The 26,409-nt window shown below is 65.6% G+C and carries 21 protein-coding genes and 1 pseudogene; 8 read left to right on the top strand and 14 right to left on the bottom strand.

Going from position 1 to position 26,409, the window contains the following annotated elements:
• The coding region (locus SR3_RS01430; protein ID WP_068079857.1) for a nucleobase:cation symporter-2 family protein at nucleotides 1–1,247 on the top strand (1,247 nt) is incomplete at its 5' end.
• A 99-nt stretch (nucleotides 1,248–1,346) separates the two neighbouring features.
• Here SR3_RS01430 and SR3_RS01425 read toward each other — a convergent pair.
• The 3 genes and pseudogenes from SR3_RS01425 to SR3_RS01415 form a co-directional block, all read right to left on the bottom strand.
• Nucleotides 1,347–7,070, bottom strand: coding sequence for an MBG domain-containing protein (locus SR3_RS01425; protein WP_068079856.1), 5,724 nt, complete (start codon nucleotides 7,068–7,070; stop codon nucleotides 1,347–1,349).
• Nucleotides 7,071–7,081: 11 nt separating this feature from the next.
• A complete protein-coding gene (locus tag SR3_RS01420) occupies nucleotides 7,082–8,785 on the bottom strand; it encodes a ShlB/FhaC/HecB family hemolysin secretion/activation protein (RefSeq protein WP_169805536.1) in 1,704 nt (567 codons plus the stop codon).
• Between the two features lie 265 nt (nucleotides 8,786–9,050).
• Nucleotides 9,051–9,320, bottom strand: a pseudogene (locus SR3_RS01415) (energy transducer TonB); the annotation flags it as partial.
• A gap of 23 nt (nucleotides 9,321–9,343) precedes the next feature.
• Here SR3_RS01415 and SR3_RS32070 point away from each other — a divergent pair.
• The 5 genes from SR3_RS32070 (at nucleotide 9,344) to SR3_RS01395 (ending at nucleotide 11,819) form a co-directional block, all read left to right on the top strand.
• On the top strand, nucleotides 9,344–9,754 hold the full coding sequence (locus SR3_RS32070; RefSeq protein WP_068079852.1) for a metallophosphoesterase family protein: 411 nt from the start codon (nucleotides 9,344–9,346) through the stop codon (nucleotides 9,752–9,754).
• Between the two features lie 108 nt (nucleotides 9,755–9,862).
• On the top strand, nucleotides 9,863–10,033 hold the full coding sequence (locus SR3_RS31050; RefSeq protein WP_157098563.1) for a hypothetical protein: 171 nt from the start codon (nucleotides 9,863–9,865) through the stop codon (nucleotides 10,031–10,033).
• 224 nt (nucleotides 10,034–10,257) lie between these two features.
• Complete coding sequence (locus SR3_RS01405) at nucleotides 10,258–10,509, top strand: hypothetical protein (protein WP_157098562.1); 252 nt, start codon at nucleotides 10,258–10,260, stop codon at nucleotides 10,507–10,509.
• 69 nt (nucleotides 10,510–10,578) lie between these two features.
• The gene (locus tag SR3_RS01400) at nucleotides 10,579–11,124 is read left to right on the top strand and encodes a sigma-70 family RNA polymerase sigma factor (protein ID WP_068079848.1); all 546 of its coding nucleotides are present in this window, start codon (nucleotides 10,579–10,581) and stop codon (nucleotides 11,122–11,124) included.
• Nucleotides 11,121–11,819, top strand: coding sequence for an anti-sigma factor (locus SR3_RS01395; protein ID WP_068079846.1), 699 nt, complete (start codon nucleotides 11,121–11,123; stop codon nucleotides 11,817–11,819). Before SR3_RS01400 ends, SR3_RS01395 begins: the two co-directional genes overlap by 4 nt.
• Here the strand turns inward: SR3_RS01395 and SR3_RS01390 are convergent.
• Genes SR3_RS01390 through SR3_RS01375 form a run of 4 tightly spaced genes read right to left on the bottom strand, consistent with a single transcriptional unit; the run spans nucleotide 11,816 to nucleotide 15,796 of the window.
• On the bottom strand, nucleotides 11,816–12,469 hold the full coding sequence (locus tag SR3_RS01390) for a DUF6134 family protein (protein ID WP_068079843.1): 654 nt from the start codon (nucleotides 12,467–12,469) through the stop codon (nucleotides 11,816–11,818). The two genes, SR3_RS01395 and SR3_RS01390, sit on opposite strands and share 4 nt — an antisense overlap.
• Nucleotides 12,466–13,701 carry an SAM-dependent methyltransferase gene (locus SR3_RS01385; protein WP_084454805.1) on the bottom strand — a complete coding sequence of 412 codons (1,236 nt, stop codon included), beginning with the start codon at nucleotides 13,699–13,701 and terminating at the stop codon, nucleotides 12,466–12,468. Before SR3_RS01385 ends, SR3_RS01390 begins: the two co-directional genes overlap by 4 nt.
• Nucleotides 13,692–14,489, bottom strand: coding sequence for a DUF1365 domain-containing protein (locus tag SR3_RS01380; protein ID WP_068079841.1), 798 nt, complete (start codon nucleotides 14,487–14,489; stop codon nucleotides 13,692–13,694). Before SR3_RS01380 ends, SR3_RS01385 begins: the two co-directional genes overlap by 10 nt.
• Complete coding sequence (locus SR3_RS01375) at nucleotides 14,486–15,796, bottom strand: NAD(P)/FAD-dependent oxidoreductase (protein WP_218018740.1); 1,311 nt, start codon at nucleotides 15,794–15,796, stop codon at nucleotides 14,486–14,488. Before SR3_RS01375 ends, SR3_RS01380 begins: the two co-directional genes overlap by 4 nt.
• A 131-nt stretch (nucleotides 15,797–15,927) precedes the next feature.
• Here SR3_RS01375 and SR3_RS01370 point away from each other — a divergent pair, with 131 nt between their 5' ends.
• Together SR3_RS01370 and SR3_RS01365 are read left to right on the top strand one after the other, a co-directional pair.
• The gene (locus SR3_RS01370) at nucleotides 15,928–16,752 is read left to right on the top strand and encodes a DUF1295 domain-containing protein (protein ID WP_068079837.1); all 825 of its coding nucleotides are present in this window, start codon (nucleotides 15,928–15,930) and stop codon (nucleotides 16,750–16,752) included.
• Nucleotides 16,749–17,774, top strand: coding sequence for an SAM-dependent methyltransferase (locus SR3_RS01365; protein WP_068079835.1), 1,026 nt, complete (start codon nucleotides 16,749–16,751; stop codon nucleotides 17,772–17,774). Before SR3_RS01370 ends, SR3_RS01365 begins: the two co-directional genes overlap by 4 nt.
• A gap of 142 nt (nucleotides 17,775–17,916) precedes the next feature.
• Here SR3_RS01365 and SR3_RS01360 read toward each other — a convergent pair whose 3' ends face one another.
• The 7 genes from SR3_RS01360 to SR3_RS01330 all read right to left on the bottom strand — a co-directional run bounded on the left by SR3_RS01360 (nucleotide 17,917) and on the right by SR3_RS01330 (nucleotide 26,314).
• The gene (locus SR3_RS01360; protein WP_068079832.1) at nucleotides 17,917–18,336 is read right to left on the bottom strand and encodes a DUF2177 family protein; all 420 of its coding nucleotides are present in this window, start codon (nucleotides 18,334–18,336) and stop codon (nucleotides 17,917–17,919) included.
• 73 nt (nucleotides 18,337–18,409) lie between these two features.
• Complete coding sequence (locus SR3_RS01355; RefSeq protein ID WP_281198694.1) at nucleotides 18,410–19,063, bottom strand: glutathione S-transferase family protein; 654 nt, start codon at nucleotides 19,061–19,063, stop codon at nucleotides 18,410–18,412.
• Nucleotides 19,064–19,242: 179 nt separating this feature from the next.
• Nucleotides 19,243–20,001, bottom strand: a complete 759-nt coding sequence (locus tag SR3_RS01350; RefSeq protein WP_068079830.1) for a hypothetical protein — start codon at nucleotides 19,999–20,001, stop codon at nucleotides 19,243–19,245.
• Nucleotide 20,002: 1 nt separating this feature from the next.
• Nucleotides 20,003–21,217: a Ca2+-dependent phosphoinositide-specific phospholipase C gene (locus SR3_RS01345; RefSeq protein ID WP_218018738.1), complete on the bottom strand. Its 1,215-nt coding sequence runs from the start codon at nucleotides 21,215–21,217 to the stop codon at nucleotides 20,003–20,005.
• A 26-nt stretch (nucleotides 21,218–21,243) separates the two neighbouring features.
• Complete coding sequence (locus tag SR3_RS01340; RefSeq protein ID WP_068079827.1) at nucleotides 21,244–23,655, bottom strand: TonB-dependent receptor; 2,412 nt, start codon at nucleotides 23,653–23,655, stop codon at nucleotides 21,244–21,246.
• A 73-nt stretch (nucleotides 23,656–23,728) separates the two neighbouring features.
• Nucleotides 23,729–25,105 (bottom strand): MFS transporter, encoded by a 1,377-nt coding sequence (locus SR3_RS01335; protein WP_068079826.1) that lies wholly within the window; start codon nucleotides 25,103–25,105, stop codon nucleotides 23,729–23,731.
• Nucleotides 25,106–25,120: 15 nt separating this feature from the next.
• A complete protein-coding gene (locus SR3_RS01330) occupies nucleotides 25,121–26,314 on the bottom strand; it encodes a TetR family transcriptional regulator (protein ID WP_068079824.1) in 1,194 nt (397 codons plus the stop codon).
• Nucleotides 26,315–26,409 lie beyond the last annotated feature (95 nt).

Here is a 26,409-nt window from a genome sequence, read left to right as displayed (position 1 = left end):
CCCCGCCGATCATCGTGGCGGGGGCGGCGGGTTTCGGCTTCGGCTCGCCCGATACGTCGCAGATGATCTATATGATCCAGATGTCGATGCTGTTCGCCGGCATCGCCACGCTGCTGCAGACGATCGGGCTGGGGCCTGTCGGCGCGCGGCTGCCGCTGGTTCAGGGCACCAGCTTTGCCTACATCTCGGTGATGGTGCCCATCGTGGCGGGCAAGGGCCCTTCAGGCATGGCCGCGCTGACCACGGCGGCCCTGTGCGGCGGCCTGCTGCATGCCGGGCTGAGCCGCTTTGTCGGGCGCATCCGCTTTGCCCTGCCGCCGCTGGTGACGGGTCTGGTGGTGTTGATGATCGGCCTCTCGCTGATGCGGGTGGGGGTGCAATATTCGGCGGGCGGGGTCACGGCCATCGGCACGCCGGCGTTTGGAGCGGGCGAAAGCTGGCTTCTGGCGGGCACGGTGGTGGTGGTGACGCTGGCGCTGAAATTCTTCGCGCGCGGCATCTGGTCCACCGCCTCGGTGCTGCTGGGGCTGGCGGCGGGCTATGTGTTGGCGATGGCGATGGGGCGGGTGGATTTCGCGCCGGTGGCGCAGGCCGGGCTGGTGATGGTGCCCATGCCCTTCCATTTCGGCTTCGAGCTTTCCGCCTCGGCCATCGTGGGTTTCTGCCTGACGGGCTTTGTGTCCTCGATCGAGACCATCGGCGATGTCGAGGTGATCTGCGAGAATGCCGCCGGACGCCGCGCCACGGATCGTGAACTCGAAGGTTCGGTCGCCGCCGATGGTGTGGGGACGGCCCTGTCCGCCATTTTCGGCGCGATGCCCAACACCACCTTTAGCCAGAATGTCGGCCTGATCGCCATGACCGGCATGATGAGCCGCCATGTGGTGACGCTGGGCGCGGTCATTCTGGTGGTCTGCGGCCTGCTGCCCAAGATCGGCGCGATGATCACCACGATCCCCATCGAGGTGCTGGGCGGCGGGGTGATCGTGATGTTCGGCATGGTGGCGTCAAGCGCGCTGTCGATGCTGTCGGCTGTGGCGTGGAATCAGCGCAACATGCTGATCTTCGGCGTGGCGCTGTCGCTCAGCCTTGGCCTGCAGCTGGAGCCTGCCGCCCTCTCGCATCTGCCGGAGACCATGCGGATTCTGTTGACCTCGGGCGTTATTCCTGCGGCGGTGATCGCGGTGGTGCTCAATCTGGTGCTGCCGCATGAGGTGGAAGAGCCGCTTCCCAATATTTGCCCCTGATCTGACAGCCGATTGCTTGTTGCAAAGGGCTGAGCCGTTGATCCTCTGGCGATGAAGAGATAGCGGCCCCACCAGAAGGCGGGGCCGCTATCCGCAATGTCAGTGCGATATGCAGACCTTCGGCTTGCCCGGGCCATAGGACACACAAAGCCCCTTGGGCGGCGCGCCCGTTCCGGTCAGATCGGATGAGCCCGTCTGATTGATAATCTCGGCCGGATCGACATCATTGCTCGACGAAGCTGCCCGCACATCATTGACGCTGCTTTGGGCATTGCTGGCGACCGTGTTCTGGCTGACCGTGCGCGATGCCGCATCGCTCGTGGCCGGATTGACCGTCAGCGCGACGGCATTGGCGGGCGCCTGCACGAACACATAATTGCCCGCGCTCAGGCCGGACCCCGCGATGCCGTAGAGCCCGGGCGCCGATTGCGGCGTGGCGCTGCTGGTGAAGCTCAGCGTGCCGGTCGTGGCGCTGGCCAGCGTATCCTTCAGCAGGAAGCCCGTCACGCTGCCCGAAAAGACCGGATTGGCGGTGTTGGCGAAGCGCGTGGCCGGATCGGCGACATAGGTCAGCGTCGCGGGCGTCACGGCAAAATTCGCCCCGGTGTAGGTCACGGTATAGTTGCTGCCCGCGGTAAGACTGCCTTGCCCGATAGCATAGCTGCCGACATTGGAACCCTGAACGGCGCCGGTCGCCAGCGCTCCGCTAAGGCTGTCTCCACTGACGAGGCCGGTTTGCGTGTAGAGCAACACCGGCATGCTCGCGCCATAGACCATGGACTGCCCGCTGTTGGCCGAGATGTTGAGCGCGGCACGACTGACCGTGTAATTGCCTGACAATCCTGCGAAGTTGTAATTGCCCGCATCCGCGCCGCCCATGGTCGAGACGCTCTGGATGCCGGCGTAGCTCCCGGCGTTCAGATGCCCGCTGCCGCTCAGATTGCCCGTGGTGGTGATGGTCACCGCGCCCGGGGTCACCGCATCGCCCGCCACCAGATTGGCGAAGCTGACCGTGCCCGGAGTCAGGGCCGCGCCATACGTCGACGAAGCGTTCGCCAGCGTGCCGGTCAGGGTCAGCTGGTTGACGGTGTAATCGCCTGTCAAACCGGCAAAGCTGTAATTGGCCGCATCTGCTCCGCCGATGGTCGAAACGCTCTCGATGCCGGTGTAGCTGCCCGCCTTGAGATGACCGCTGCCGCTGAGGTTGCCGGTTGTTGCGACGGTGACCCCGCCCGGCGCGACCACGTCGCCTGCCAGCACATTGTTGAAGCTGGCCGCACCCGGCGTCAGCGCCGAACCATAGGTCGAGACGCCGGGCGCAATCGAGCCGTTCAGCGCCAGCTGGTTGACGGTGTAATCGCCGGTCAGCCCCGCAAAGCTGTAGTTGCCCGCATCCGCTCCGCCGATCGAGGACATGCTCTGGATGCCGCTGTAGCTCCCGGCTTTCAGGTGGCCGCTGCTGCTGGTGTTGCCAGTGGTTGCCAGCGTCACAGCCCCCGGGGTCAGCTGATCCCCGGCAATCGCATTGCCGAAGCTGACCGCGCCGGGCGTCAGCGCCGAACCATAGGTCGAGGCGCCGGGCGCAATCGAGCCGCTCAGCGCCAGCTGGTTGACGGTGTAATCACCGGTCAGCCCCGCAAAGCTGTAGTTGCCCGCATCCGCGCCACTGACCGAGGACATGCTCTGGATGCCGCTGTAGCTGCCGGCTTTCAGATGGCCACTGCTGCTGGTGTTGCCGCTGGTCGCGATGGTCACGGCTCCCGCCGCCACAGCGTCACCGGCCACCAGATTGCCGAAGCTGACCGCGCCGGGCGTCAGCGCCGAACCATAGGTCGAGACGCCGGACGCAATCGAGCCTGTCAGCGCCAGCTGGCTGACGGTGTAGTCGCCCGTCATCCCCGCAAAGCTGTAATTGGCGGCATCCGCCCCGCTGATCGAGACAAGGCTTTGAATGCCGCTGTAGGCACCTGCCTTCAGATGTCCGCTGGTGCTGGTGTTGCCGCTGGTCGCAATGGAGACCGTGCCTGTCACCTGCCCTGCACCTGCAACCAGATTGGTGAAGGTGACATTGCCTGCCGTCAGCAGATCGCCATAGGTCGAAGCGCCCGCGGCAATCGTGCCGGTCAGCGCCAGCTTGTTGACGGTCAGCGTGCCCGGCGCGTTCCCGCTGGTGGCGAGGATGTAGTTGCCTGCCGCGCTGCCGGTCAGCCCGGTCACCAGCTGGCTGTAGGTGCCTGCCGGGGTGATCGTGCTCAGCGTCACCGGGGTGCCGCCGCCGAAGATGCCCAGCGTGCCGCTGACATTGGCCAGATCCCCAGCCGTTACGCCATTGAGCGTGATCCCGCCGGGCGTGGCCTGGGTGCCGAAGGTCGATTGGGCATTGGCAACCGAATAGGTAAGAAGCGCCGGGTTGACCGTCAGCAAGGCAGCCGGGCCATAGCTGATCGTGTAATTGCCAAGGCCGTTGCCGGTGGCGTTCGAGGCGTTGATCGCATAGCTGCCCACCCCCGTCGATCCGGTGGTGCCACTGGCGGCGCCAGTGCCTGTGGTGGCAAGGGTCAGGCCGGTGATCGCATCGCCATTGACCAGTCCGCTCTGGCTATAGCCGACATTCTGCGCGTTGTTCAGCGTGGAAGCCGCGCCATAGGTGACGCTTTGGGCCAGCGGCGTGATGGTGAGGCTGGCCGGGGTGATGGTGAGGAGGCCGCTGCCGGGGAGGGCGTAGTTGGACGCCAGCCCCTGACCGCCGCTGACCGCAATGCCCAGACCGTTGAGGCCGCCCATCGTCGTGCCGACATTCTGCGAGCCTGCCGAACCCGTGCCCGAGACGATGGTGACCACCTCTCCCCCGACGCCACCCGACGCCGTCAGCGAGCCGGAGGCGAAGCTGTTCGTGCCATCATAGGTTTTGGCGCCGGTGACGGTCAGCGATGCGGGGGTGATCGTCAGCACGCCCGAACCGCCCGCCAGCGTGTAATTGGCGTTGCTGAGCGTCAGCCCGGAGAGCGAGGAGAGGCTCTGGTTCGTGCCGACATTGGGGCTGGCCACGCCATTGATGGCGCTGCCGCCGACCGTCACAGTGTCGCCCTGAATCAGATTGGCGACGCTCAGGGAGCTGCCATTGACCGTGCGCGAAGCGTTGTAGACCTGCGTGCCCGCCAGCAGTACGGCCAGCGGGCTGATCGTGAGCGTGCCGATGAGGTTGCCCGCGCCGGCGATGGCGTAATTGCCCGCGGCCGAACCGGCAAGCGCCGAAACGCCCTGATAATAGGTGCCCGCCGCCAGCGTGGCCGAAAGATTGATCAGACCCGAAAGCACGCCGTTGCTGTTGGTGCTGTAGAGGCTGACCACACCGCTGACATTGGCCGGAGTGCCCGACAGGGTGGCCAGCCCCAGACTGGCCAGCGTGCCATAGGTGCCTGCGGTGTTGCTCACCGAATAGGTGAGCGTGATCAGCGGGATCGCCGATTGCAGCAGCACCGGATAGGCCCCGCTGCCGGCCTGCCAAAAGGCCGAGGACAGGCCGCTGGGAAGGCTGCCGTTCTGCAGCTGGGCTGTGGTCAGCGGCGTTCCGGCGCCGGTGCTCACCGTGCCGATATGGGTGGTCGTCGAATCCCAATAGCCGTTGGTGACGGAGGCGATGCCGCCATTGCTGCGGGTATCGTTCTCACCGACAAGGCCATCGATGTAGGTGCCGGGCGTGGCGGTGACCGTGCCGCTGGAATAGACATTGGCAATCATGCCATAATTGCCGCCGACCAGACCGCCGGTGTCGCTGCCCGATCCGCCGCCATTGGCGGTTCCGCCCGTGCCAGACCCGCCATGCACCGCGCCGGTGGCATAGGAGTTGGTGATGATCCCGGGCTGATCCGTGGCTGTGCGGCCATAGGACGCGGAATAGCCGTCATTGTAGCCCACCAGACCGCCTGTCCATGACAGCAGTCCGGTTCCGGTGACTGAACCGCTGGCGTAGGAATTGGTGATCGTTCCCCAATTGTAGCCGACCAGCCCGCCGATTTCGGCACCGAACTGGTTGCTGGACACGCTGGCGGAAGACCAGACGTTGGAGATCGTTCCGGAATTGGCCCCCGCCAGCGTCCCAAGAAAGACGTTGCTGACCTGGTTGTTGATGACGCTGCCGCCATAGAGCCCAAGATTGGAGACTGTTCCGGCGGTGTTGTAGCCCATCTGCGTGCCGATGGCGCCAAACAGGCCGATGCTGGTTTCGGCGGGGTTGGAGACAACGATCGTCAGATTTTTGATCGTGTTGTTCAGCCCGTTGAAATTGCCGGAGAAGACATCCGGCCCGTTGATCCAGGGCGCGATGGGGCTTTGCGTGTAGGTGGTGCCGCCCATGTCGATGGGCTGGGCCAGGGCGTAATTGCCCGCCAGATTGGTGTTGATGTTGAGCAGATCGGCCACGCTGTGGATCAGCGTATAGGTGGTGCTGTTGATCGACAGCGAGGCATTGCTGCCCAGCAGTTGGACCCGGCCGCCGCTGTTGAAGGTCAGCATGCCGCCGCTGCTGGTGCCGTCAGCGTTGTTGTTGGTGGTCAGGTTCAACCCGCCATTGCCGGAAGCGGTGACAGGTGCGTTGAAGATGATGCTGTGAAAGGCGCTGAGCGTCAGGCTGTTGTTCGAACTCCAGGTGATCGCGCTGTTGACGTAGATGTCGCCGGGGCCAACTGAGATAGGGGGAGCGCTCGAGACTCCGCCGCCGCTTACAGAATTCGCTGCTGTTTGCAGAAAAACATTGTTGTTGGCCAGATTGTTGGAGATGTCGCTGGCGGTCGTTGCATCAATTGTAACATCGGCAGGGTCGATCAGCCATGTGCCCGTGCTGCCATGTGCCGCGCTGGTGTCGACATGGATGCCGGTGAAATCGACGGTGTTGCCGGAGGTCTCGACCAAACCACCCTTGCCAGTCGCTCCCAGGGCGCGAGCGGTCAGCGTGCCATTGGCGGTCACCGCATGGCCCAGCACCATGATGTGGCCCGCATCGCCGCTGGCGCTGTCGACATTGATCGTGCCGCTCAACAGCACATTGCCGCTCTCGCCCGAGACATTGCGGGCATTGATGCTGCCCGGCAGGTTGACGATGTTGCGCACCGCATCGCGCGCCTGAGCGCCCGTCAGCGCCGCTGCCGCGCCATTGGCGGTCAATGCGGCGTCGGTGGGCAGGGCCACCTGCAGGAAGCTGTCGCCATTGAGGTCGAGCGTGGCGGTGGTGCCCGCGCCGATCACCACCTGCCCGGCGGGGGCCAGGATCAGGCCCGTGTTGCTGACGCTGCCGCCCAGCAGGCCGACATAGCCGCCGGTCTTGGTGGTGATCGTGCCGGCATTGCCGATGGCGCCGCCCGTGCCGCCAAAGGCGCCCTTGCCCGCCAGAAAATCGGCGTCCGCAATGTCCAGTGTGGAGGCGACGAAGCCGCGCCCGACATTGACCACGCCCGATTTGGTGATCTGGATGCCATTGGGGTTGATGAGATAGACGCTGCCATTGGCGCTGATCTGGCCCGCGATGGTCGAGGCGGTGTTGCCCGTCACGCGGTTGAGCGTGGCGCTGCCCGCGTCAGGCTGGTTGAAGGTCACGCCATGCCCGGCGGCGACATCGAAGCTCTGCCAGTTGATGATGGCCTGGGCACTGGACTGGTTGATCGACAGGTTGCCACCGCTGGGCGCGCCGATCTGCGCCTGCCCTGAAGCGACCGCGCCGCCAACAGGAAGCGGCGCCTGCGCCCATGCCGGGCTGGCCGTCATGGCGGTCAGCAGGGCCAGCGCGCTGGTGCTTGCGGCGAGTGTGAGCTGTTTGAAATGTTGCATCTGCCGCCCCCTTAATAACGAACCGTGAAGCTGAACGAGACCCGCGTGGGGTTCTGCGGCAGCGTCGTGCTGTGGCCATGGCTGACTTCGATCATGGTGAAGCCGGTCAGGCCGGTGTCATAGGCCGCCACCAGCGCCCGCAGGCCGCCGCCAAAGGCCCATGTGTTGATGTTCTCCGCCTCCAGCGCCGTCGGGTTGCTGACATGGCCATAGCCCACCGCGCCAAAGGCATAGGGGGTGATCAGGCTGCGGTTCTGCCGCCCATAAGGCATGGCCCGCGCCAACTCGGCGCGGCCCGTCACGCCGCTGTCGGCGTTGACCGAGCCTTGCGAGAAGCTGGAGAGCGCATCGCTGCCGTCCAGCGAGAACTGGGCCGGGGCGGGCAGCACGCCTGAAAGCGAGGCCTGCCCGCGCGCGATGGTGGTCAGGCTGAAACCCTCGCCCAATTGCGTGTCGCTGCGCCAGTGGCCGCCCAGCTTGCTGAAATCAGGCTTGGCCCCCTGCCGCGTGAAGGGGACGTTGGTGGCGATGACATCGCTCAGCTTGCGTGCGCCCAGTCCGGCGATGCCTTGCGTGAACTGCGCATCGGTGGCGATCACCGTGCTGGCGGCCAGCGATCGCGACCAGTTGAGGCCAATGTTGGCCATGCGCAGCCGGTCATGGTTGAGCGTGAGGCCGAAAGCCCTGGCTTCCTCGGTCTCGGCAAGCAGATCGAAGCTGGCCGACAGGCCCAGCCTTTCCCGCCGCGTGCGGATCAGGGGATAGGCCGCCCGGAAGGACAGGCGCTCGAAATGGCCGGTGACCTGAACGCCGCCCTGCGGCACGCGCGGATTGGTGTCGACCACCGTATATTCGGGGTTGAAGGTCAGCCCATTGTCGCCCAGCGCGAAGATGGCGCCCGCGCCCAGCACGCGGCGACGGGGATCGCCCCGGAAAAGCGTGCCGATATCCGGGCCGGTCGTTGCCTGAACATAGAGCTGTTCGCCCAGCCCCAGCACCGAATTGAGCGCGACCTGAACGGAGAGCGCCTGATTTTCATAGGCATAGCCAAGATCGTTTTCGAGGCTCAGCGAGGCCGAGACCGGGCGATATTTGGCTTCAAGGATCAGGCGGGTGGCGCCCACCGCGCTGCCGCGGATCAGGGTGGTGCGCAGTTGCACCCCCGGCACGTCGCCCGCGAGCAGCACGCGCCGCTCGATCTGCGCCAAAGTCAGGCCCCTGGCTCCGACCAGCCCGGCCACCCGCTTGCGGACTGCCGTGCGCACGCGGGCCGGAACGCCGCCGACATCGACATCCTCAATATAGCCGTCGACGATCAGGAACCGCACATCCCCGCCATCGACAATGCGCTGCGGCGGCAAGGTCACCCGGGTGAGAACGTAGCCGGCGCGGGCATAGGCTGCCTCGATCCGGCCGGCGGCGGCGTAAATATCGGACACTTTCACCTTATGTCCGGCCAGTTCGGCGGTCAGCTGCCCGGTGATTTCGGCGAAATCCGGGCGACCGCCTTCCACGAGCACCTGATGCAAGGTCACGTTCAGGCGATCCGCGCCCGGCGGCGCATCGGCCGTGGCGCGTTCGGGCAGGGCGATGGCGCCCGTTTCATCCTGCTTCAAGGGCGCCAGACTTTCAGGGGCCACGCGGCTGGCCGGAGGCGCCGTCTGGGCGAGGGCCGGGGATGCCGAAAGACATGCAGCCGCGAAGAGAGCGGACACACGCCATCTGGCGCGCGGACCGCGCGTTTGACATGTCTTCATTGTATCGATGCCCCCAATATAAAAAATTCGTGTCGGCGGTGCAACAATGAGAGGACCGCTTTCAACGCTTCCCCTACTTTGCAGGTATTACCTAATTCTGAATTCAACCCTCTGGATATTTTTACCTAAGCACTGAATTTAATCTCAAAGTCGTTGCCTTCTCGACGAAAATCGTCCTTTGTTTCCCGACGCAGCAGTCCGGGCCTGCAGGCCTATCGCCGCCTCATTGCAGGAAAAATTGCACCGGAAAGACGAGTTCCAGCGTCTCTCCCGGCCGGTCCTCAGGCGGTTTGGGCAGGGGCCGGGCGCGCCTGGGCAGTTGCTCCGCCTCGCGGTCCAGATCCGCGAAGCCCGGGGAGCGTTCCAGCCGGGCTGAGAGCACCCTGCCTTGCCGGTCCATCACGAAGCGGACCCATGGCACATCCTGCAAGCGGCGAAATTGGGCTTCACGCGGAGAGCGGCGATGGGCGTTCAGCCGGGCCAGAACGCGGCCCTCCCAACTGTCGGGCCCCTTGCTTGAGCGACGCGGCGCGGGTGGCGGGGGCGCCGTTTTGGGGGCCGCCGTTTCCGGTTCGCGTGGCGCTGGACGCCCCGCATTACGGCAAGCGCTTCTTCATCGAACGCTTCGGGCCGACCTATTACAGCTTCGATCACAAGGGCGTGCGTTTCCTTGTGCTGGATTCGATCGGCATCACACCTGACCGCAATTACGAGGGCCGGGTCGACGCCGCGCAGCTCGACTGGCTTAAAGCCGAACTGGGCGGTTTGAAGCCGGGTCAGCCGCTGATCGTGGTTACCCATATTCCGCTGGTGACGGCGCTTTCCTGCTACGAGCCGCACCACCCGGTCACCGACAATCGCTTACCCCCGGGAAAAATTTTGAGCCTTTTGGAACCTGACGAAAAATCCGGAATTATCCCTAGTTGAGGCTGACTCTTGCTTGCCGGGATTCAGATGGCCAAGTCGATCATAGAGCAAACCGGACCTTCGGATCATGGCGAAGGCTGATATTTCGACCTTTTGAGGAAGAGGTTTATGAGCGAGCAGATGATTGATGAAGACATGGGACGTCTCGTCACCATCCATATGCACCAGGAGCAGGCCGGGGCGGGGCATGCTCTGCACCATGGTTGCGCCGCCATCGACGAGCTGACCGATATGCCGGCGAGACTGCGCGAAACAGGCGAACCAGCCGGAACGGCTTGAACCGGCTCGGGCGCGCCTGCGGTGACAAGCGGCATTCATCACCCTGCCCGCTTCGGCTTGATGGCTTGCGATCATGTTATGCATCGCACGCCGCTTCGATGGTCGGAATGGTCATGCGTGAGGCGGGGCATGCGCCGTTCGGCGCATTCCGCCCAAAGTGATGTTTCGTGCAGGGAGAAGACCCGCCTTTTTTCGAGGGCGCGGTCGCAATTGGGAGCAACCATATGAAAAATATGGTGTTCGGCATGCCCGCCCAGCTTCGCTGGCAGGGCGAGTTCCTATCTCGCAACCGGCTCGCACACGCGGAGGACACGGACTGGAATCTGGGTGTTGCGATACTTTTCGTGATCAGTCAGAGTTCCGATCTGCAGCACCAGTTTGAGATAGAAACCGAATACAGCCGTCTGGACCATCTTGCCATTCAGCGCCTCGCCGAAAGCAGCCTGTTTCAACGGTGGCGTGAAACCCAGACCTGACCGAAGGTGGCGGTCATCTGCCGCGCATGCCAGTGACGCGGGCAACATGGATGTGGATGCCTCAGACCCATGATTTCTGACACAGAATCCCTTGCCCTGATGCTCCAGAAAGTCCGCGATGGCGATCGGCTGGCCTTTGAGGAAGTCTATCGGCGCACCAGCGTGAAGCTATTTGGCGTGTGCCTGCGTATCTTGCCCATCAGGCAGGAAGCGGAAGAAGCCTTGCAGGAAGCCTATCTCTCGGTCTGGCAGCGCGCCAACACGTTCGATGCCTCGCGGGGCAGCGCGATGACGTGGCTCATCACCCTGGCGCGCAACCGTGCGATCGACCGGCTGCGCGCCAAGGGCAAGATCGCCAGCGCGCCGATGGAGCTGGCCGATGAGGTGGCCGACCCCGAGCCCGATGCCCCAAGCCGGATCGAGATGAGCCAGGATGAGGCGCGTCTTGCCCATTGTCTGGGCACGTTGGGTGGCGGCGATGCCGGGCTGATCCGCACCGCCTTCTTCGACGGTTCGACCTATGCCGATCTGGCGGCGCGCGCCAGCCTACCGTTGGGCACGATCAAGAGCCGGATCCGCCGGGCTCTCCTCAGGCTGCGGGAGTGCCTGTCATGACCACGCCCCTGCCGGAGGATGACGAACTCCTCGCCGCCGAACTCGCCTTCGGCCTGATCGACGGGGCCGAGCGCGACGCGGCGCGGGCCCGCCTGACGCGGGATGAGGATTTCGCCCGCGCCCATGCCCGCTGGCAGGATTATGCGGCGGCGATGTTCCACGATCCGGGCGAGGCCCCGCGCCCCTCGGTGTGGACCGCTATCGAGGCTCGGCTGCCCGCCAATGATGTGGCGCGGATATCGCCCCTGCGCTGGTGGCAGGCAGGCGCGGCGGTGGCCAGCGCCGCCGCTCTGGTGCTGGGCGTGGTGGCGATGCAGAAACCGGCGCAGGTCATCGTGCGGGTTCCCGTGGCGCAGGCGCCTGCCGCGCCCATGGTGGCGGTGCTGACCGGCAAGACCGGTCTGGTCACCGTCAGCTATGACCCTGCCACGGGCCGCATGACATCGGCGGCCAGCGGGTTGTCGCTTGGCGAGCATGCGCCCGAACTCTGGGTGATCCCGGCGGATGGCAAGCCGCGCTCTATGGGTGTGATGAAGGTCTCCGCGCCCGGCTGGGGCAAGGTGCCGAGCGCGGCGGTGTCGGCGCTGTCGGCGGGGGTCACCATCGCGGTTTCGGTGGAGCCCATCGGCGGTTCGCCCACCGGCCTTCCCACTGGGCCGGTCATCCTGACCGGCAAGATGGCGGAGGCGACCTAACCCTGCCGCTCATAGCGGACGGGCGCGCCGCCTTTGATGAAGGACAGGCCCGCCCATTGATGCCGCTCGTCATAGAACATGTCGAGCTGCACCGGGCCGGTGAGCGCAAAGCGGCGGGCCCGGATGGAGCTGCCCCCTGCCGCCGGGATCGTCTCATCGCCGCGCGCGGCAACCTGAGGACGCAGCAGAGCCCCGTCCTGCGTGTTGATCCATGGGCCATCCAGCTCGCGCTGGTTCCAGTGGCTGGCGGGCAGGGCGTCGGCGGGCGCGGCATAGCGCGGCCCCTTGCTGCCCTGCACCCACAGCGCGTCATTGTCCCTGCGGGCGGTGACCTCATGACGCGCGCCATTGTCGTCGGTCCGGGTGTCGAGCGCCACCACCCGGTCGCCCTGCCAGCGCTCCACCGCGCTGTGGCGATAGCGGTAGAGCGTGATCCCGGCGATGCGAAAGGCCAGCTCGACCGCCACGCGCACCGTCAGCCCATCGCCTGACGGTTCGAAGTTCAGCATATGGGTGCCCAGCTTCGATCCCCTGCGCAGAATGTCGAAGCCCAGCCGATTGCCCGGCGGGATGGGCAGCGCCGCCCGCAAGGCCTGCGGCGACAGCAGCAGAGCGGCGCCCCCGACCAGCATCCCGCGCCGCCCGATCATGGCTTCGCCTCCAGCACATAGAGGCCGACATCGATGGTGCCGGTGCGGAAGCCCGCCTCGCAATAGGCGAGGTAATAATCCCACAGCAGGCCGAAGCGCGGCTCGAAACTCTGCGCCTGAATGCGCGGCCATGCCGCCTTGAAGCGGCGGCGCCATTCCGCCAGCGTGTCGGCATAGCCATCGCGGAAGGTTTCGCTGCGGGTGATCGCCAGACCGGCGTGGCGGGCCTGTTCCTGCAGGATGGCGGGGGTGGGCAGCATGCCGCCGGGGAAGATGTAGCGCTGGATGAAATCGGGATTGCGCTTGTAGGAGGCGAAACGGTCCTCGCGGATGGTGATGGCCTGCAGCACGATCCGCCCGCCCGGCGCAAGACAGGCGCGCAGCCGGTCGAAATAGGCTGGCCAATAGGCCTCGCCCACCGCCTCCAGCATCTCGATCGAGACGATCCGGTCATAGCGCTGGTCGATGGCGCGGTAATCTTGCAGACGCAGGTCGATCTTGTCCGCCAGCCCATGGGCGGCCACCTTGCTGCTAGCGTGGGCCAGTTGCTCGCTCGACAGGGTCAGGCCCGTCACGCTGCGGCACCCCCGCGCCAGATGCATGGCCAGCGCCCCCCAGCCGCAGCCAATCTCCAGCACATCGCTCTCGGGCTCCGGCGCCAGCAGCGCGGCGATATGCGCCAGCTTGGCCTGCTGCGCCTGCTCCAGCGATACGCCTCCGGGCAGGGCGATGGCCGAGGAATAGGTCATGCTGTCATCGAGCCACAGACGGTAGAAATCATTGCCCAGATCGTAGTGGAAGGCGATGTTGCGCCGGCTGCCCCGCGCCGAATTGCGGTTGAACAGATGGCCAAGGCAGCGCCAGATCCGCACCGGCCAGAACCCCTCCAGCGTGGCATCGAGCCGCGCGACATTCCGCGCGGCCAGGGCGATCAGTTGCGGCAGGTCGGGGCTGGTCCAGTCGCCCTCCATATAGCCCTCGGCAAAGCCCACATCGCCGCGCAGCAACAGGCGGCGGAAGGCGCGCATCGCGCGCAGTTCCAGCACGCCATGGGGCCCGCGCCGGGCGCCTTGATGCTCGATCCTGACGCCGGAGGGCAGGACGATGGTCAGCCGCCCGCAGTCCAGATGCCGCAAGGCCCGCCGGATCAGCCAGGGCGCTGCGGCGGGCGGCGATGAGGCGGGCGGGGGCGGAGCGGCAAGATCGATCTGTGCCTCGTGGTTCAGATACATGCGGCCTCGCTGTGCTGGATGGGGATGGGCGGGATGGTGACGGGCTCTGCGGGGGCGGGCGGCAGCGGATGGACCGGCACCCCCTTGGCCCAGAGGCGGGCCGCTTCCCACAGGATGCCGCCCACGACCTTGATGGTGAGCAGCGGATGGCTCAGGAACACTTCGAACAAGGCGCGATCGCTCAGCGTGCGCCGTTGCGCGGTGTGAAGCGCCGTCAGCACCGGGGCTGCGTCATCGCTGGCGGTGATGGCGATGGAGAGGCGCTCCTCGGGCGGTGAGACGCGGAAGGTGTAATGCATCTCCAGCCCCAGAAAGGGCGAGACATGGAAAGCCTTGGCGCAATCCTGATCGATGGTGCCGCCGGCCCCCGGCGCAACCGGGATCAGATAGCCATGGCGCTGGCCGAAGGTGTTGTTCACCTCATAGAGGATGGCGCGCAACGCCCCCTCGCGCGCGTGGCAGAAATAGACATTGAGCGGGTTGAAGGCGAAACCCAGAATGCGCGGCATCGTCAGCAGGCGTATCGCCCCGCCATCGGCGGCGATCCCGGCGGCATGGAGGTGGCGCTCGATCTGGCGGCGCAGGGGTTCATCGGTGCCCGCGCCGTAATCGCGGTCACGCACGGAGAAGAGGTTGAAGCGGTTGCGGGAGAACAGGCGCAGCCGGGCGGCCACGGCATCGATCTCGTCCAGATCGAGCAGCAGCGAAAAGATGCGATAGCGCAGATGATGCGCGCGGGGCCTCAACCGCCGGTGCGTCACCTGCCCGATGTAAAGCGCGCTGATCATGCCGGCTGCCTTTCGCGCGTGATCCGGATGCGGCCCGACTCATTCCCGACCAGCCAGGGGCGACGCAGGCCGCCCAGTTCCTCGGCGACGGCGAGGCCCGCCTGCAGGCCATCCTCATGGAAGCCCGCTCCGAAATAGGCGCCTGCGAACCATGTGTTGCGCGTGCCCTGAAGCGACCAGAGGCGGGTTTGCGCCGCGCCTGCGGCGGCATCGAAGATCGGGTGGTGATAGATGTCGCTGCGATGCACCAGCGCCGGGTCGGGCTCGACAATGGGGTTGAGCGTGACGAACAGCGGATGCTCGGCAGGCAGATGCTGCAGCCGGTTCATCCAGTAGGTCACCGAGAGATCGCGGCCATCCTCCGCAGTCCGTGCGGCATAGTTCCAGCTTGACCACACGCGCTTGCGGCGGGGCATCACGCGCGGGTCGGCATGCAGCACGGCCTCGTTGCGGCGGTAGGCGAAGGCGCCCAGCACGGTGCGTTCCTGCGCGTCGGCATCCGCCAGCATGGCCAGCGCCTGATCGGCATGGGTGGCGATCACCACATGGTCGAAGCGCTGGCTGGCATGGCCGGTGTCGATCTGCACGGCGCCGGGCAGGCGGCGGATGCTGCGCACCGGGGCGCCGGTGACGATCTGATTGACGAAGCTGCGGGTCAGGCGCTCGATGTAGGCGCGGCTGCCGTTCTCCACCGTGCGCCAGATGGGGCGGGAGCCCAGATTGAGCAGGCCGTGATTGTCGCAGAAGCGGATAAAGGCGGCGGCGGGATAATCGGGAATATCGCGCACCGGGATCGACCAGATCGCGGCGGCCATGGGGTAGAGGTGATCGTCGCGAAAGGCCGTGCCGCAGCCCAGGCCATCCAGATAATCGCCCAGCGCCATCGTGCCCAGGCCCGGCAGATCGCGCGGGGCGCGGCGATAGAAGCGCTCCAGATCGCGCAGCATCGCCCAGAAACGCGGGCTCGCCAGATTGCGCTTCTGGGCGAACAGCCCGCCCAGATCGCTGCCGCCATATTCCAGCCGCCCATCGTCCAGCGAGACGGCGAAGCTCATGTTCGTCGCGCGGGTGGGCACGCCAAGATGGGCGAAGAGCGCGGTCAGATTGGGATAGGTCGCCTCATTGTAGACGATGAAGCCGGTGTCCACCGGCATGCCTTGCGCCATCACCGTATGGCTGTGGCCACCGATGCGGCTGTCGCTTTCGAAGAGGGTGACGCGGTGGCGCTGGCTCAGCAGCCATGCCGCCGACAGGCCGGAAATGCCGCTGCCCACCACGGCGATATCGAGGGTTCTGCCCGCATGCATGGGGATGGCGCCTCCTGTCCCGGCGGATGAGGTCATCCGCTGTTCGGGGAAAGGTACGGAGGGGATGCGGATTTGGATGCCTGACTTTTTTCTCATGCATCCGGATGGGGCGGCGCTGCGTATCTGGGGCCATGACGCTGATCCTTCTCGCCGCATGCTGCGCTCCGGGCCTGTCTGCCGCCATGGGCGGGGCTTGGCTGATCGCGCGCAGGCCGGGGCGATCGGGCTGGATCGATGCGATCTGGTCTTTCGCGGTGGGGGTGGCGTCCGTGGCGGCGGCGCTGGCGCCGGTGGGGCATGCGCCGGATCTGCGGCAGAGGCTGGTGGCCGGAATGGTCGCCTTGTGGTCGCTGCGGCTGGGCGGGCATATCGCGCTGCGTTCGGCCCATGGCGGGGACGATCCGCGCTATGTCGCCTTGCGTGAGGCGTGGGGCGGCAGCTTCTCCGTGCGGCTGCTGGGGTTTCTGCAAATTCAGGCGGCGGCCGGCTGGCTGCTGGCCATCTGCGTGATGATGGCGGCGCGGGCGCCTGCTCCCGCTTATCGGCTGGGTGATCTGGCGTGGAGCGATTATGCCGGCGCCGGGCTGCTGATCGCGGCGGTGATCGGCGAAGGGCTGGCCGACGCTCAGCTGAAGGCTTTTCGCGCCCATCCCGCCAATGCCCGCCTTGTGTGCGACACGGGCCTGTGGGGCCTGTCGCGCCATCCGAACTACCTCTTCGAATGGCTGGGTTGGGTCGCCTATGCGGTGATCGCCATGGGGCCATCGGCTGGCGCCTTGCCCGGCTGGATCGCCTGGTCGGGGCCCGTGTTCATGTATTGGCTGCTGGTCCATGTCTCCGGCATTCCCCCGCTTGAGGCGCATATGCTGCGCTCACGGGGGGAGGCCTTTCGCGCGGTGCAGCGCCGCGTGCCTGCTTTCTGGCCCATTCCCCGTGCATCGAAGGAGCTCCCATGAACCTGCTCGCCATGGCGATCCGCGCCGCCGAAACCGCCCCTTTGCCCGATCCGCTGACGCGCGCCGGGATCGATATGCTGGTGGGCATCAGGCGGCGCAGTCTGGGCAAGGTCGCGCAGGATGAGATCGCCTTCGCCCGCGACATGGTGGATTATCCGGTCGCCGAGCATACCGACCTTGCCAATGAGCAGCATTACGAACTGCCCCCGCGCTTCTTCGAACTGACGCTGGGGCCGCGCCGGAAATACAGTTGCTGCCTCTTCCCCACCGGGCAGGAGAGCCTGGCCGAGGCGGAGGTGCAGGCGTTGGAGGCCACGCTGGCCCATGCCCGGCTCGTCGATGGGCAGAGCATACTGGAACTGGGCTGCGGCTGGGGATCGCTCAGCCTGTTCATGGCCGCGCGCCTGCCCGGCAGCCGGATCGTGGCCGTGTCCAACTCCGCGCCGCAGCGCCGTTATATCGAGCAGGAGGCGGCCAGGCAGGGCCTGGTCAATCTGACCGTCATCACCGCCGATATGAACAGCTTTCAGCCTGAAGGCCTGTTCGACCGCATCGTCTCGGTCGAGATGTTCGAGCATATGGCCAACTGGCAGGCCTTGCTGGCGCGGGCGCGCGACTGGCTGAACGCGGAGGGGCGGCTGTTTCTGCATGTCTTCAGCCATAATCATGCGCCGTATCGGTTCGACGCCAGCGACCCGACGGACTGGATCGCCCGGCATTTCTTCACCGGCGGAATCATGCCCAGCCATGGCCTGATCGCCCAGTTTCCGGACCTGTTCGCGGTGGAGCAGGAATGGCGGTGGAGCGGCACGCATTATCAGCGCACCGCCGATCTGTGGCTGGACAACTTCGACGCCCATCGCGCGGAGGTCGATGCCGTGCTGCGCGATGTCTATGGCGAGCTGGCCGGGTTGTGGGCGCGGCGCTGGCGCCTGTTCTACCTCGCGACGGCGGGGTTGTTCGGTCATAGCGGAGGCAATGAATGGGGCGTCAGCCATTATCTGCTGCGCCCGGCGCCATGACGTTGGCCGCGCGGGTCAAAGCCTGCGCCGTGCATCCCGATCCCGTCACGGCGGGCTGCAACCGCATCGTGTTGCCGGTGGCGGGCAGCCAGCCGACCTTTCCGCCCTATCTCTGGCGGAGCGCGGCGGGTGTTGAGCCTGTTTATCGTATGGACCCCAGTCCGCCCGCGCGCCGGCAAACGATAAAACCGACCGTCGCGGCAAGACTGGTCAGGGCCATGCCCCAGCACAGATCGGCGAGCGTGATGACCATGGGCCAATCCCGCAAGGTCGCCTGATTGGTCAGATCATAGGTGCCGTAAGCCACCAGACCCAGAAAGGCCCCTCGGATCGCTGCCGTGTGCCACTGGCCGGTGGCCCGTGCGGGCGCCACGGCAAACACCATGATGCCTGCAATGTAGATCGCATAGAAGGCGATCGCCGGCGCCAAGGCGAAATCGTCACGGATCAGGGCGCTGAGACGGGGCCGGTACAGGCGGCTGCCCATGGTGCCGAGCCACACCGCATCGCAACCCAGAAAGGTCAGGGCCGTTGCCAGAGGGCTGATGAGGCGCTTGTGCATGCAGGGTCTCCTTCATGCCGCAAGATACGCGCGGCCGAAGCCTATGGATGCATGGCCGCCTGTGATCGGAACGTCAGGCCGGAGCAGCCCTCAATGCCTGCATCGTGGTGTGTTGCAAGCCTGGGCGCGCGCGCATGCGTTCCATCCAGGCCATAAGATCGGGATGTCCTTCGCTCAGCGCAGCCCATTCCGGGGTGAAGGCCACGAAATCGAAATGAGGGGCCAGATGCAGGTCGGCCAGCGACAGCTCGTCGCCCGCCATATAGGGGTTGCTTCCCAGCAGGTCGGCAATCACGCCGAAGACTTTGCGCGCCTTGGGCATCGCGGTGGCGATGGCCTTTTCATCGGGTTCGAGCCCCAGCAACATCGGGCCGACGATACGATGAAAGCCGATCACGCTGACCGCGCCCTGAAACAGATACCAGTCGCAGATGTTCATCAGCTGATCCATCCGCGCGGCTGCGCGGGGCGAGGCGGGCGTCAGCGCCGGTTCGGGCAGCACACGGTCGAGATAGCGCAGGATCGCCTGTGTTTCGTAAAGCTGGAACATGTCATGCTCGAGAACAGGCACGCGCCCGAAGGGATGGCGGGCGAGATGGGCATCCTGCCTGGTTTCGCCCGGGCCCAGTGAGGCGAGCTGCCATGATGCGCCCTTCTCGATGAGCGTGGCAAGCACGCTTCGCATGAAAGGGCTGCCCGGTATGCCATGCACAATAAAATCGCCCATCGACACTCTCCCGATTGTCGCTGACAGCGTGAAGCTATAGCCAGATCGGCCGGGCGTAAAGCCTCGGCGGAAGGCAGGCTCAACCGATTTGCGTGCCGCATTCCTGCGTGGCAGGGGCAGTTTCAGCCTCACCTCTGGCTACTGCGGGAGCGAGGCGGATCGATGTTCCGAAATGAGCATTATCGCAGCAGCTTTGATCGTTCGATCATCAATTGCGCCATGATGTCGCCAAGCAGATAGGTCGTTCTATCGCGCGTCCAGGGCTGGCCTGACTGTGGATCATACGCGACAGGCAGCGCTATGCCGCTGATCGCCGCCGCCGTCAGACCGGCCTGCTGCGAGGTCAGAATGCAGCGTTTCACATGGTCGCGGTGGCCGACAATCGCCACGCGGCCAAGGGCGCTGGCGCTGCCCGCATGGCGCAGCGCGGCCTTGGCCACGCCCTCGGTGCTGAGATAGGTGATCGCTCCATCCGCGCCCCGCTCCGGGTAGAGCGGGGTGACCCGATCGATGTGATAGTTCTGCTCCAGGATTTGCGCGATTTCCCATTGCGCATAGACGGGAATATCGCGGATCGCGCGTATCCGGGACACGGCCTCGGCAAGGCTGGCGTTGATCGGGCCGGGCAGCGATGCCGTGGGCTCCAGACTTCGCCCATCGGCGCCGGGGGCGAGGCGGTTGCCGAAGCTGTAGGCGATCAGCGAGTCCGCCTCTTGTGCGGGCATCTGCGGATAGGACCACAGCATGGTCGCGTCATACAGCAGGGGCGCCAGCTTGCCGGCGACGCCTTCATCGCCCAGCGCGCGCGCCAGTTGCCGCTCCATCAGCGGTTCCAGCGAGGGATCGGCAAGGGGCGCGGCCAGCACCTTGGCGCCTGCCGTCGCAGTGCCCAGCACGGTGGCGGTCGCGCCCCTGAGAAGTGTGCGGCGTGTGGTCATCTTACTGGCAGGCTTGCGCCGCATTGACCGGATTGCAGCGCATCACGCCGCCGCCCGGCAGCCGCACCACATAATCCGTGCCATAGGCGTTCCCGGGCTTGTAGAAATCGGTCGAGACGATCTGCGCGCCGCTGGCGAAGGCCTGTGTGGCGCGGGTCAGGTCATGGGCCTTGGCTTCCCATGTTTCGATATCGGCGCGGGCGCGCACCAGATAGCCCTGGCGGACCAGATCGGGGATCTCCCTGGCCCGCAAGGTGGCATTGTCCATCAGCAGGAAGGCGGCGTAGCTCTGGCCGGGTCTGGATTCCAGAAAGGCCGCACGCCCTTCCAGATTGGGATGGCCGCCGACATAGCCGGAGAGACCGTTTGTGTCCAAAGCCGTCAGCAGCAGGAAGACGAACTTGCCGCGCGCATCCTTCAGCCTGGGCCAGTTGCCGGCTTTCACCCCGGCCTCCAGCGTGGGATAACGCCCACGCACCTGATCGGGTGTGACGATCCTGTCGCGCCCGATCACGCGGAAGAGATCGGCGTCCAGCTCGTCGAAGGATTGGGCGGTGAAGGGCAGGGGCGGCTTGGAGCCGGGGAAGATCGGAATGGGATCGCTCTTGGCCTCCAGCAGGATGAAGACCGGCTCGTGGCCCGGATGGGCATCCGACCAGCGGCGCAGTTCGGCCAGGCAATCGGTGAAGAGATTGCAGCTGGAGCGCACATCGAAATCGACGATATGCATCACCTTGAAGCCGGGCTTGTCGAGCCCGGTCTTGTCATGGGGCAGCAGCTGGTTTTCCGGGATGCCCCTGGCCCTGGCGGCCTCATAGGCGGCGGGATGCAGGAAGCGCCCGCCTTCGGGATCGCGGTTGAGATCCAGCTCAAGGCTGCGCATCCCTGAGTCCAGTTGGCTGGTCAGCGTGCCGTAGCGATAGTTCAACGCTTCGGGCATGCTGACCTCGTTGGGGTGGTATTCCTTATATTGCGCACGGGCCTCTGGCGGCATCTTGGCCGTCATTTGCGAGAGGCGCGGGCCGATGATGGCATCGGCCATCGCCATGATCTGCGGATCGACGCCCTGCGAGTAGGAGTTGTGGGTGCCCACGATCTGGATCTGGTTGATCTTCAGATCGTCATGGCTTTGGGCACTCTGGTTCTGGGCATGGGCGGCCATTGCCATCATGCCCAGCGCCATCGCGGCCCCGGCGTAAAAGCCTTTGTTTTTCATGAGAATATCCTCTCCCGGGAGGGCGCTTAGAACTTCATCTGGGCAAAGACGCCAACGGTGCGATAGGCATCGGGCGAGGTGTAATGCAGCAGCCCCAGCGCGCCGTAGATCTGCCAGCCGGTGGAGAAATACTGGTTGAACAGATTGCGGGCATAGACGCCCACCTCGATGCCATCATCGGCCTTGGCCAGCGTGATGCGCCCGTTCACCAGACCATAGCCGGGCACATAGGAATAGCTGGCGTTGGGGGTGGAGGTGCCATCGGCATTCTTCACGGCAGGCGCGGTGATGTTGCCCAGCATGGCGCCGGTCACCGTCTGCAGGTTGGAGCGGTAGCTGTATTCCAGATGGGCCTTCAGATTGATCTTGCTGGTCACCGGAGCATTGTAGTCGGCGCCGATGTTGGCCATCCATTGCGGGGCGTTGGTCAGGCGGGTGCCGGTGTAATTGGCGGTGGTGCTGGCCACGTAATTGGTGAATTTGGCGTCGGTATAAGTCACCGCGCCCGACAGCGAGAGGTTGCGCGTAGGCTTCACCGCCACCTGCGCCTCGAAACCGCGGCTGCGCAGCCCCGGCGCATTGCCGATGGCCGAGGCCAGGATAAAGCCGCCCACGCCCGTCGAGACCGGGGTCAGCACCGTCGCCTGGAAATTGGTGTAGGAGGAGGTGAAGAGGTCGAAATTGACGCGCAGGCGGTGGTTGAAGAATTCGCCCTTCTCGCCGATCTCCCAGCTCTTCACCGATTCCGGGTTATAGGGATCGTATTTGTTGCCCACGAAGGCGATGCCGCCCGGCTTGTAGCCGGTGGAATAGGTCGCATAAAGCATCACATCCTTGCTGAGCTGATAGGTCGGCGCGATGCGATAGGTGAAGCGGCGGCTGCTCTTCACGCCATAGCGGAAATCGGCGGTGGGGGCCGTGCCGGTGGCGATGAAATTCACCGACTGGCCGAAGATCGAGACCGGATCGATGTTGAAATAGCTGATCCGCTGATCGTTGCGGTCATAGTTGTAGCGCCCGCCCAGCGTCAGGCTCAGGCGCGGGGTGGGGTTGAACTTCAACTGGCCGAAGCCCGCCAGCGTTTCATTATGGGCGTTGAACTCCACCGTATTGCCCAGCAACTGGCCGGTGACGGGATCGTTGGCGCCGGTGTTGGCATAAAGCGGCGAAACCACCGAACCATTTACGATCAGCGGGCTGGTGCCCAGCGGCCCCCACTGGGCCTGCGTCTGATCGGCATGCAGGCGGTTGTAGAAGGCGCCCACCAGATATTCCACAAAGCCGCCGGTGGGCGAGGCGAGGTGGACTTCCTCGCTGAACTTCTCGGTCTTCAGGCGGCCCGAGTTGTAGGCCAGATAGGAATAGACATCGTTGGGCAGCAGATCGGCGGGGGTGTCGTTGCCATACTTCGTCTCGCGATAGGCGGTGATCGAGGTCAGCGTGTGATCGCCCAGCTTGTAGGCGACATGCAGCGATCCACCCTTGTTGGTGGTGTTGATCGATCCGAGGAAGCCGTCTGCGGTGTCCACGTTCTGCGGCCCCGGCGTCACGCCATGGGCGATTTGCGCGGCGGTGACGGCGGCGGTGGGCGCAAAGCTGGTGCCGGCGGGGCCGCCCACGGCGGTGCGGACGGACGTGTCGTAATGATGGGTGTATTCGCCCGCGAAGATCAGTTCCAGATCGTCGATGGGCTGCCACAGCAGGCGCCCGCGCACGCCGAATTCATCGACGCGGCCCAGATTGCGGTTGAGCGTCACATAGCGGCCCTTGCCGTCCTGCCCGACATCGAAGGCGCTCAGGCGCAGCGCGGCGGTGTGGCCCAGCGGGATGTTGACGGTACCGTTGATGGTGCGGTCGTTGCGCTCGCCATAGCTGGCGTAGACCTTGCCGGAAAACTCGTTCAGCTTGGGCTTCACCGTGGTGATCGAAATCACGCCCGAGGTGGAGTTCTTGCCGAACAGCGTGCCCTGCGGGCCCATCAGCACATCGACGCGCTCGATATCGGTCAGGCCGGTGATGCCCAGATCGCGCTGGGCGTCCATCACCACATCGTCGACCACCACGTTCACCGACTTGGCGTTGGAAAAGTCGAAGGAGGTGGAGCCCACGCCGCGGATCTGGAAGGCGGCACCCGAGGTCGGGTCATAGGTGAGGCCCGGCGTGGTGTATTGCAGGTCGGTCAGCGACTGATAGCCGCTGTTCTGCAGCGCCTCTCCGCTCAGTGAGAGGATCGAGATCGGCACGTTCTGCATCTTTTCCTGACGACGCTCGGCGGTGACCACGATCTGGTCGAGCGCGGGCTGGCCATCGGCCTGCGGAGCGGCGGCAGGAGCAGGCGCGGCATCGGCCGCATGGGCGATCATCGGCACAGCGCTCAGGGCCGTGGCGGCAAGCAGCAAGGCGGGCGTGACAACACCGCGACGGCGAAGACTGGTCATGATTCGGATACCCCAAGTTGCGTCGGGGCCCGACTATGCGCGGGAGATGACAATTCTAAGACGAATGTTCAGTTTATATCAGGCTTTTTATCATTATAAAAATACGACTGTTCAGTATGTGCCGGGCAGGATGCGACTGATCCTCCGCCAGCAGCGCCTGATGCAGGGCGAACACGCAGCCCAGCGCCGGAATCAGGCAGAGCACGGCCAGGCCGCAGGTCAGCCCTGTCAGGGCGACGCCGTGATCGCTCAGGCCCGTCCATGCCATGCCGCGAAACAGCAGGGCGGTGCCCAGCATCACGCCGATGTTGAGCGGCAGGTGAAAGCCCGCGTAAAAGGCGGCGGCGGGGGCATCGCCATCGCGCAGGCGGTCGCGGTCCAGCCTTTGCCCCAGCACCACGCGCAGCAGCATGAAATCCACCGCCATGGTGGCCCCCGTCCCCGCCGACCACCCCAGCAGAGGCACAATATGCCCCACCGGCAACACGGGCAGCGCCAGAGCCAGCGCCAGATTGAGCGCAAAGACCACGCCCAGCATGCGCAAGGGCGGCATGCGTTTCAGCAACCCCGGCGCCACGCCGGTGCCCACCATTGCGGCCAGAGACTGCATCAGAATGCCCGGCGTGCCCCAATCGGGCAGGGCCAGACGGTGCCGGGCGATGAACAGAAAGCTGCCGCCGATCACCGCCATATGCACGCCGACCAGCAGAAACAGGCTCGCCAGCCGCCGATCCGCCGGGGAGGCGATGCAGAGCCTGAAAGGCTTGATCACCCCCGCCCAATCGAGCCGGGGCGCGGCGCTGGCGGAGGAAGGGCCGCCGCCGCGCTCCTTCACGCGCCAGATCAGCCAGCCATGCACCAGCGGCGCGCCGATCAGCGTCAGCAGCAGGATCACATAGAAATCGTCCAGCCGCGCGCCTGCCAAACCGCTGCTGGCGTGATGGCTCCACAGCACCGCCATGGCGAAAAGGATCGACCCGGCCATCCCCGCCTGAGCCCGCCCGCCGAAGATCCGCCCGCGCGCCAGCACGCCGCTGGCCTGCTCCAGCGCCCAGGCGCCATGCGCCAGATTGGAGAGCACCCAGCCGCTGGCCAAAGGCAGCAGCCCCAGCAGCCAGAGGAACACCGATCTGCCATGCACCGGCGCCAGCCACAGCACCGCGCCGCCCAGCAGTTGCAGCAACGTGCCTGTCGCCATCCAGAAGCTGCGGCGCCAGCGCGGATCGGGCGCCAGATCGCAGATCATGCCGAACAGCACCTCGACCAGAATGCTCCAGCCATGGACGATGGTGAGGATCAGCCCGGTTCGCGCCAGATCGAGCCCGGCGGCGCCGGCCAGCAGCACGGGCAGATAGGTCTTGCGCGCCAGCTCATAGCCGGAAAAGACGAAGCTGGGCAGTGACAGCGCCAGCAACTCCGCGCGGCTGGGCGGGGTGTCCTCCCGCATCATGGCAGGCCATGGATTTTAGCGGCAGGTCTCCGCCAGCTTTGTGAAGGCGCCCTTGAGCACCTGATCCTCGTCAACCCCGCGCGCCATGGCCACCATCCGCATGCCGAACAGCGTGACCGAGGCGACCTGCGATGTGGTGCGATCCGCGATGCGTCCCTCCGGCAGGCCCATATCCCACAGCACCGGGGTGACGATGTTCTCGCCGCGCCGCCGCCGCATGTCGAGCGCGTGATGCGCCAGCCCGGGGTGCCGGGCGGCGGCAATGGCGATGATCGAGGTCGCCCTGACCAGATCGCGCGAGTGAGCATAATTGGCATGGAAGGGACGCGGCTGCCCGGAAGTTTCCGCCAGCCCATGGCGGAAGTTCGTGACAACCGCGTGAAGGGCGGCGACCATCAGCGCGTCACGCGTGCCGAAATGATAGACCACCGTGGAGGCAGGCACGCCCGCCGCCGCCGCCGCCGAGCGATGGGTCAGCGCCTCCAGCCCTTGCGTCACGATCAGCCGCCCGGCCTCCGCGGCGATCAGGCCGCGCTTGCTGCGGTCAGGCGTGTCGGGATAGGACTGGTCGGGGGCCAGCGCGGCGATCCATTGCTCCAGATGGCGGCCGCTGCCGATGTCTTCGTCGGGCTGGGGATAGATGCCGCCGGTGAAGCGGTGCAGGCACAGGGCGCGCAGCATGCGATAGGCCGGATCGCCATGGGCGAAGAGCGAGAAGCCGGCCTCGTCAAGCATATAGCCCAGTGCCGCATCGGCCTGGCGGGGATCACCGAACAGCACCTGCGCCCAGAACAGGCCCACCTCATCCAGCCATGCGCTCAGGGCCTCGGGGCAGCCTTCCTGTCGCCCGGCCTCCTGCACCAGATCGATCAGCAGGCTGGCGAGGGGACGGTGTTTGACCACCCAGTCATCGAGCATGGTCGCGGCCAGCACCGCGCGCAGGCCAGCACCGACCGGCGCCATGGCGTGCAGGCGCTCCAGCCAGTGTTCACGGAAGCGCCTGTCCTGCTCCATGGCGCTGGCGACGACCTGCGCCACCAGCTGTTCCTTTGAGCCCATGGCCTGAGTCAGGGCATTGAGGCTCATGCCCACGGTCTCGGCAAGGGGGCGCAGGGTCAGCTCGGTCAGGCCATGGGCGGCGATCAGCTCCAGCGCCGCCATGATGATGGGCTGCGCGGCGTGTTTGTCATCGACAGGTGTCATCAGCATCCCGGGATTTTCAGGAGCCCCCCCTCTAGGGAAGGCCAGCCGGTTTGTCACCTTGGACGGCCTGGGCCCAGGCGATCATCATCCGGGCCCGACAG

Origin of the sequence: Novosphingobium rosa NBRC 15208 (assembly GCF_001598555.1) — a bacterium.
In the GTDB taxonomy this organism is placed as follows: domain Bacteria; phylum Pseudomonadota; class Alphaproteobacteria; order Sphingomonadales; family Sphingomonadaceae; genus Novosphingobium; species Novosphingobium rosa.
The sequence above is the reverse complement of the archived record's forward strand: the minus strand, read 5'-3'. Positions and strand labels throughout refer to the sequence as shown.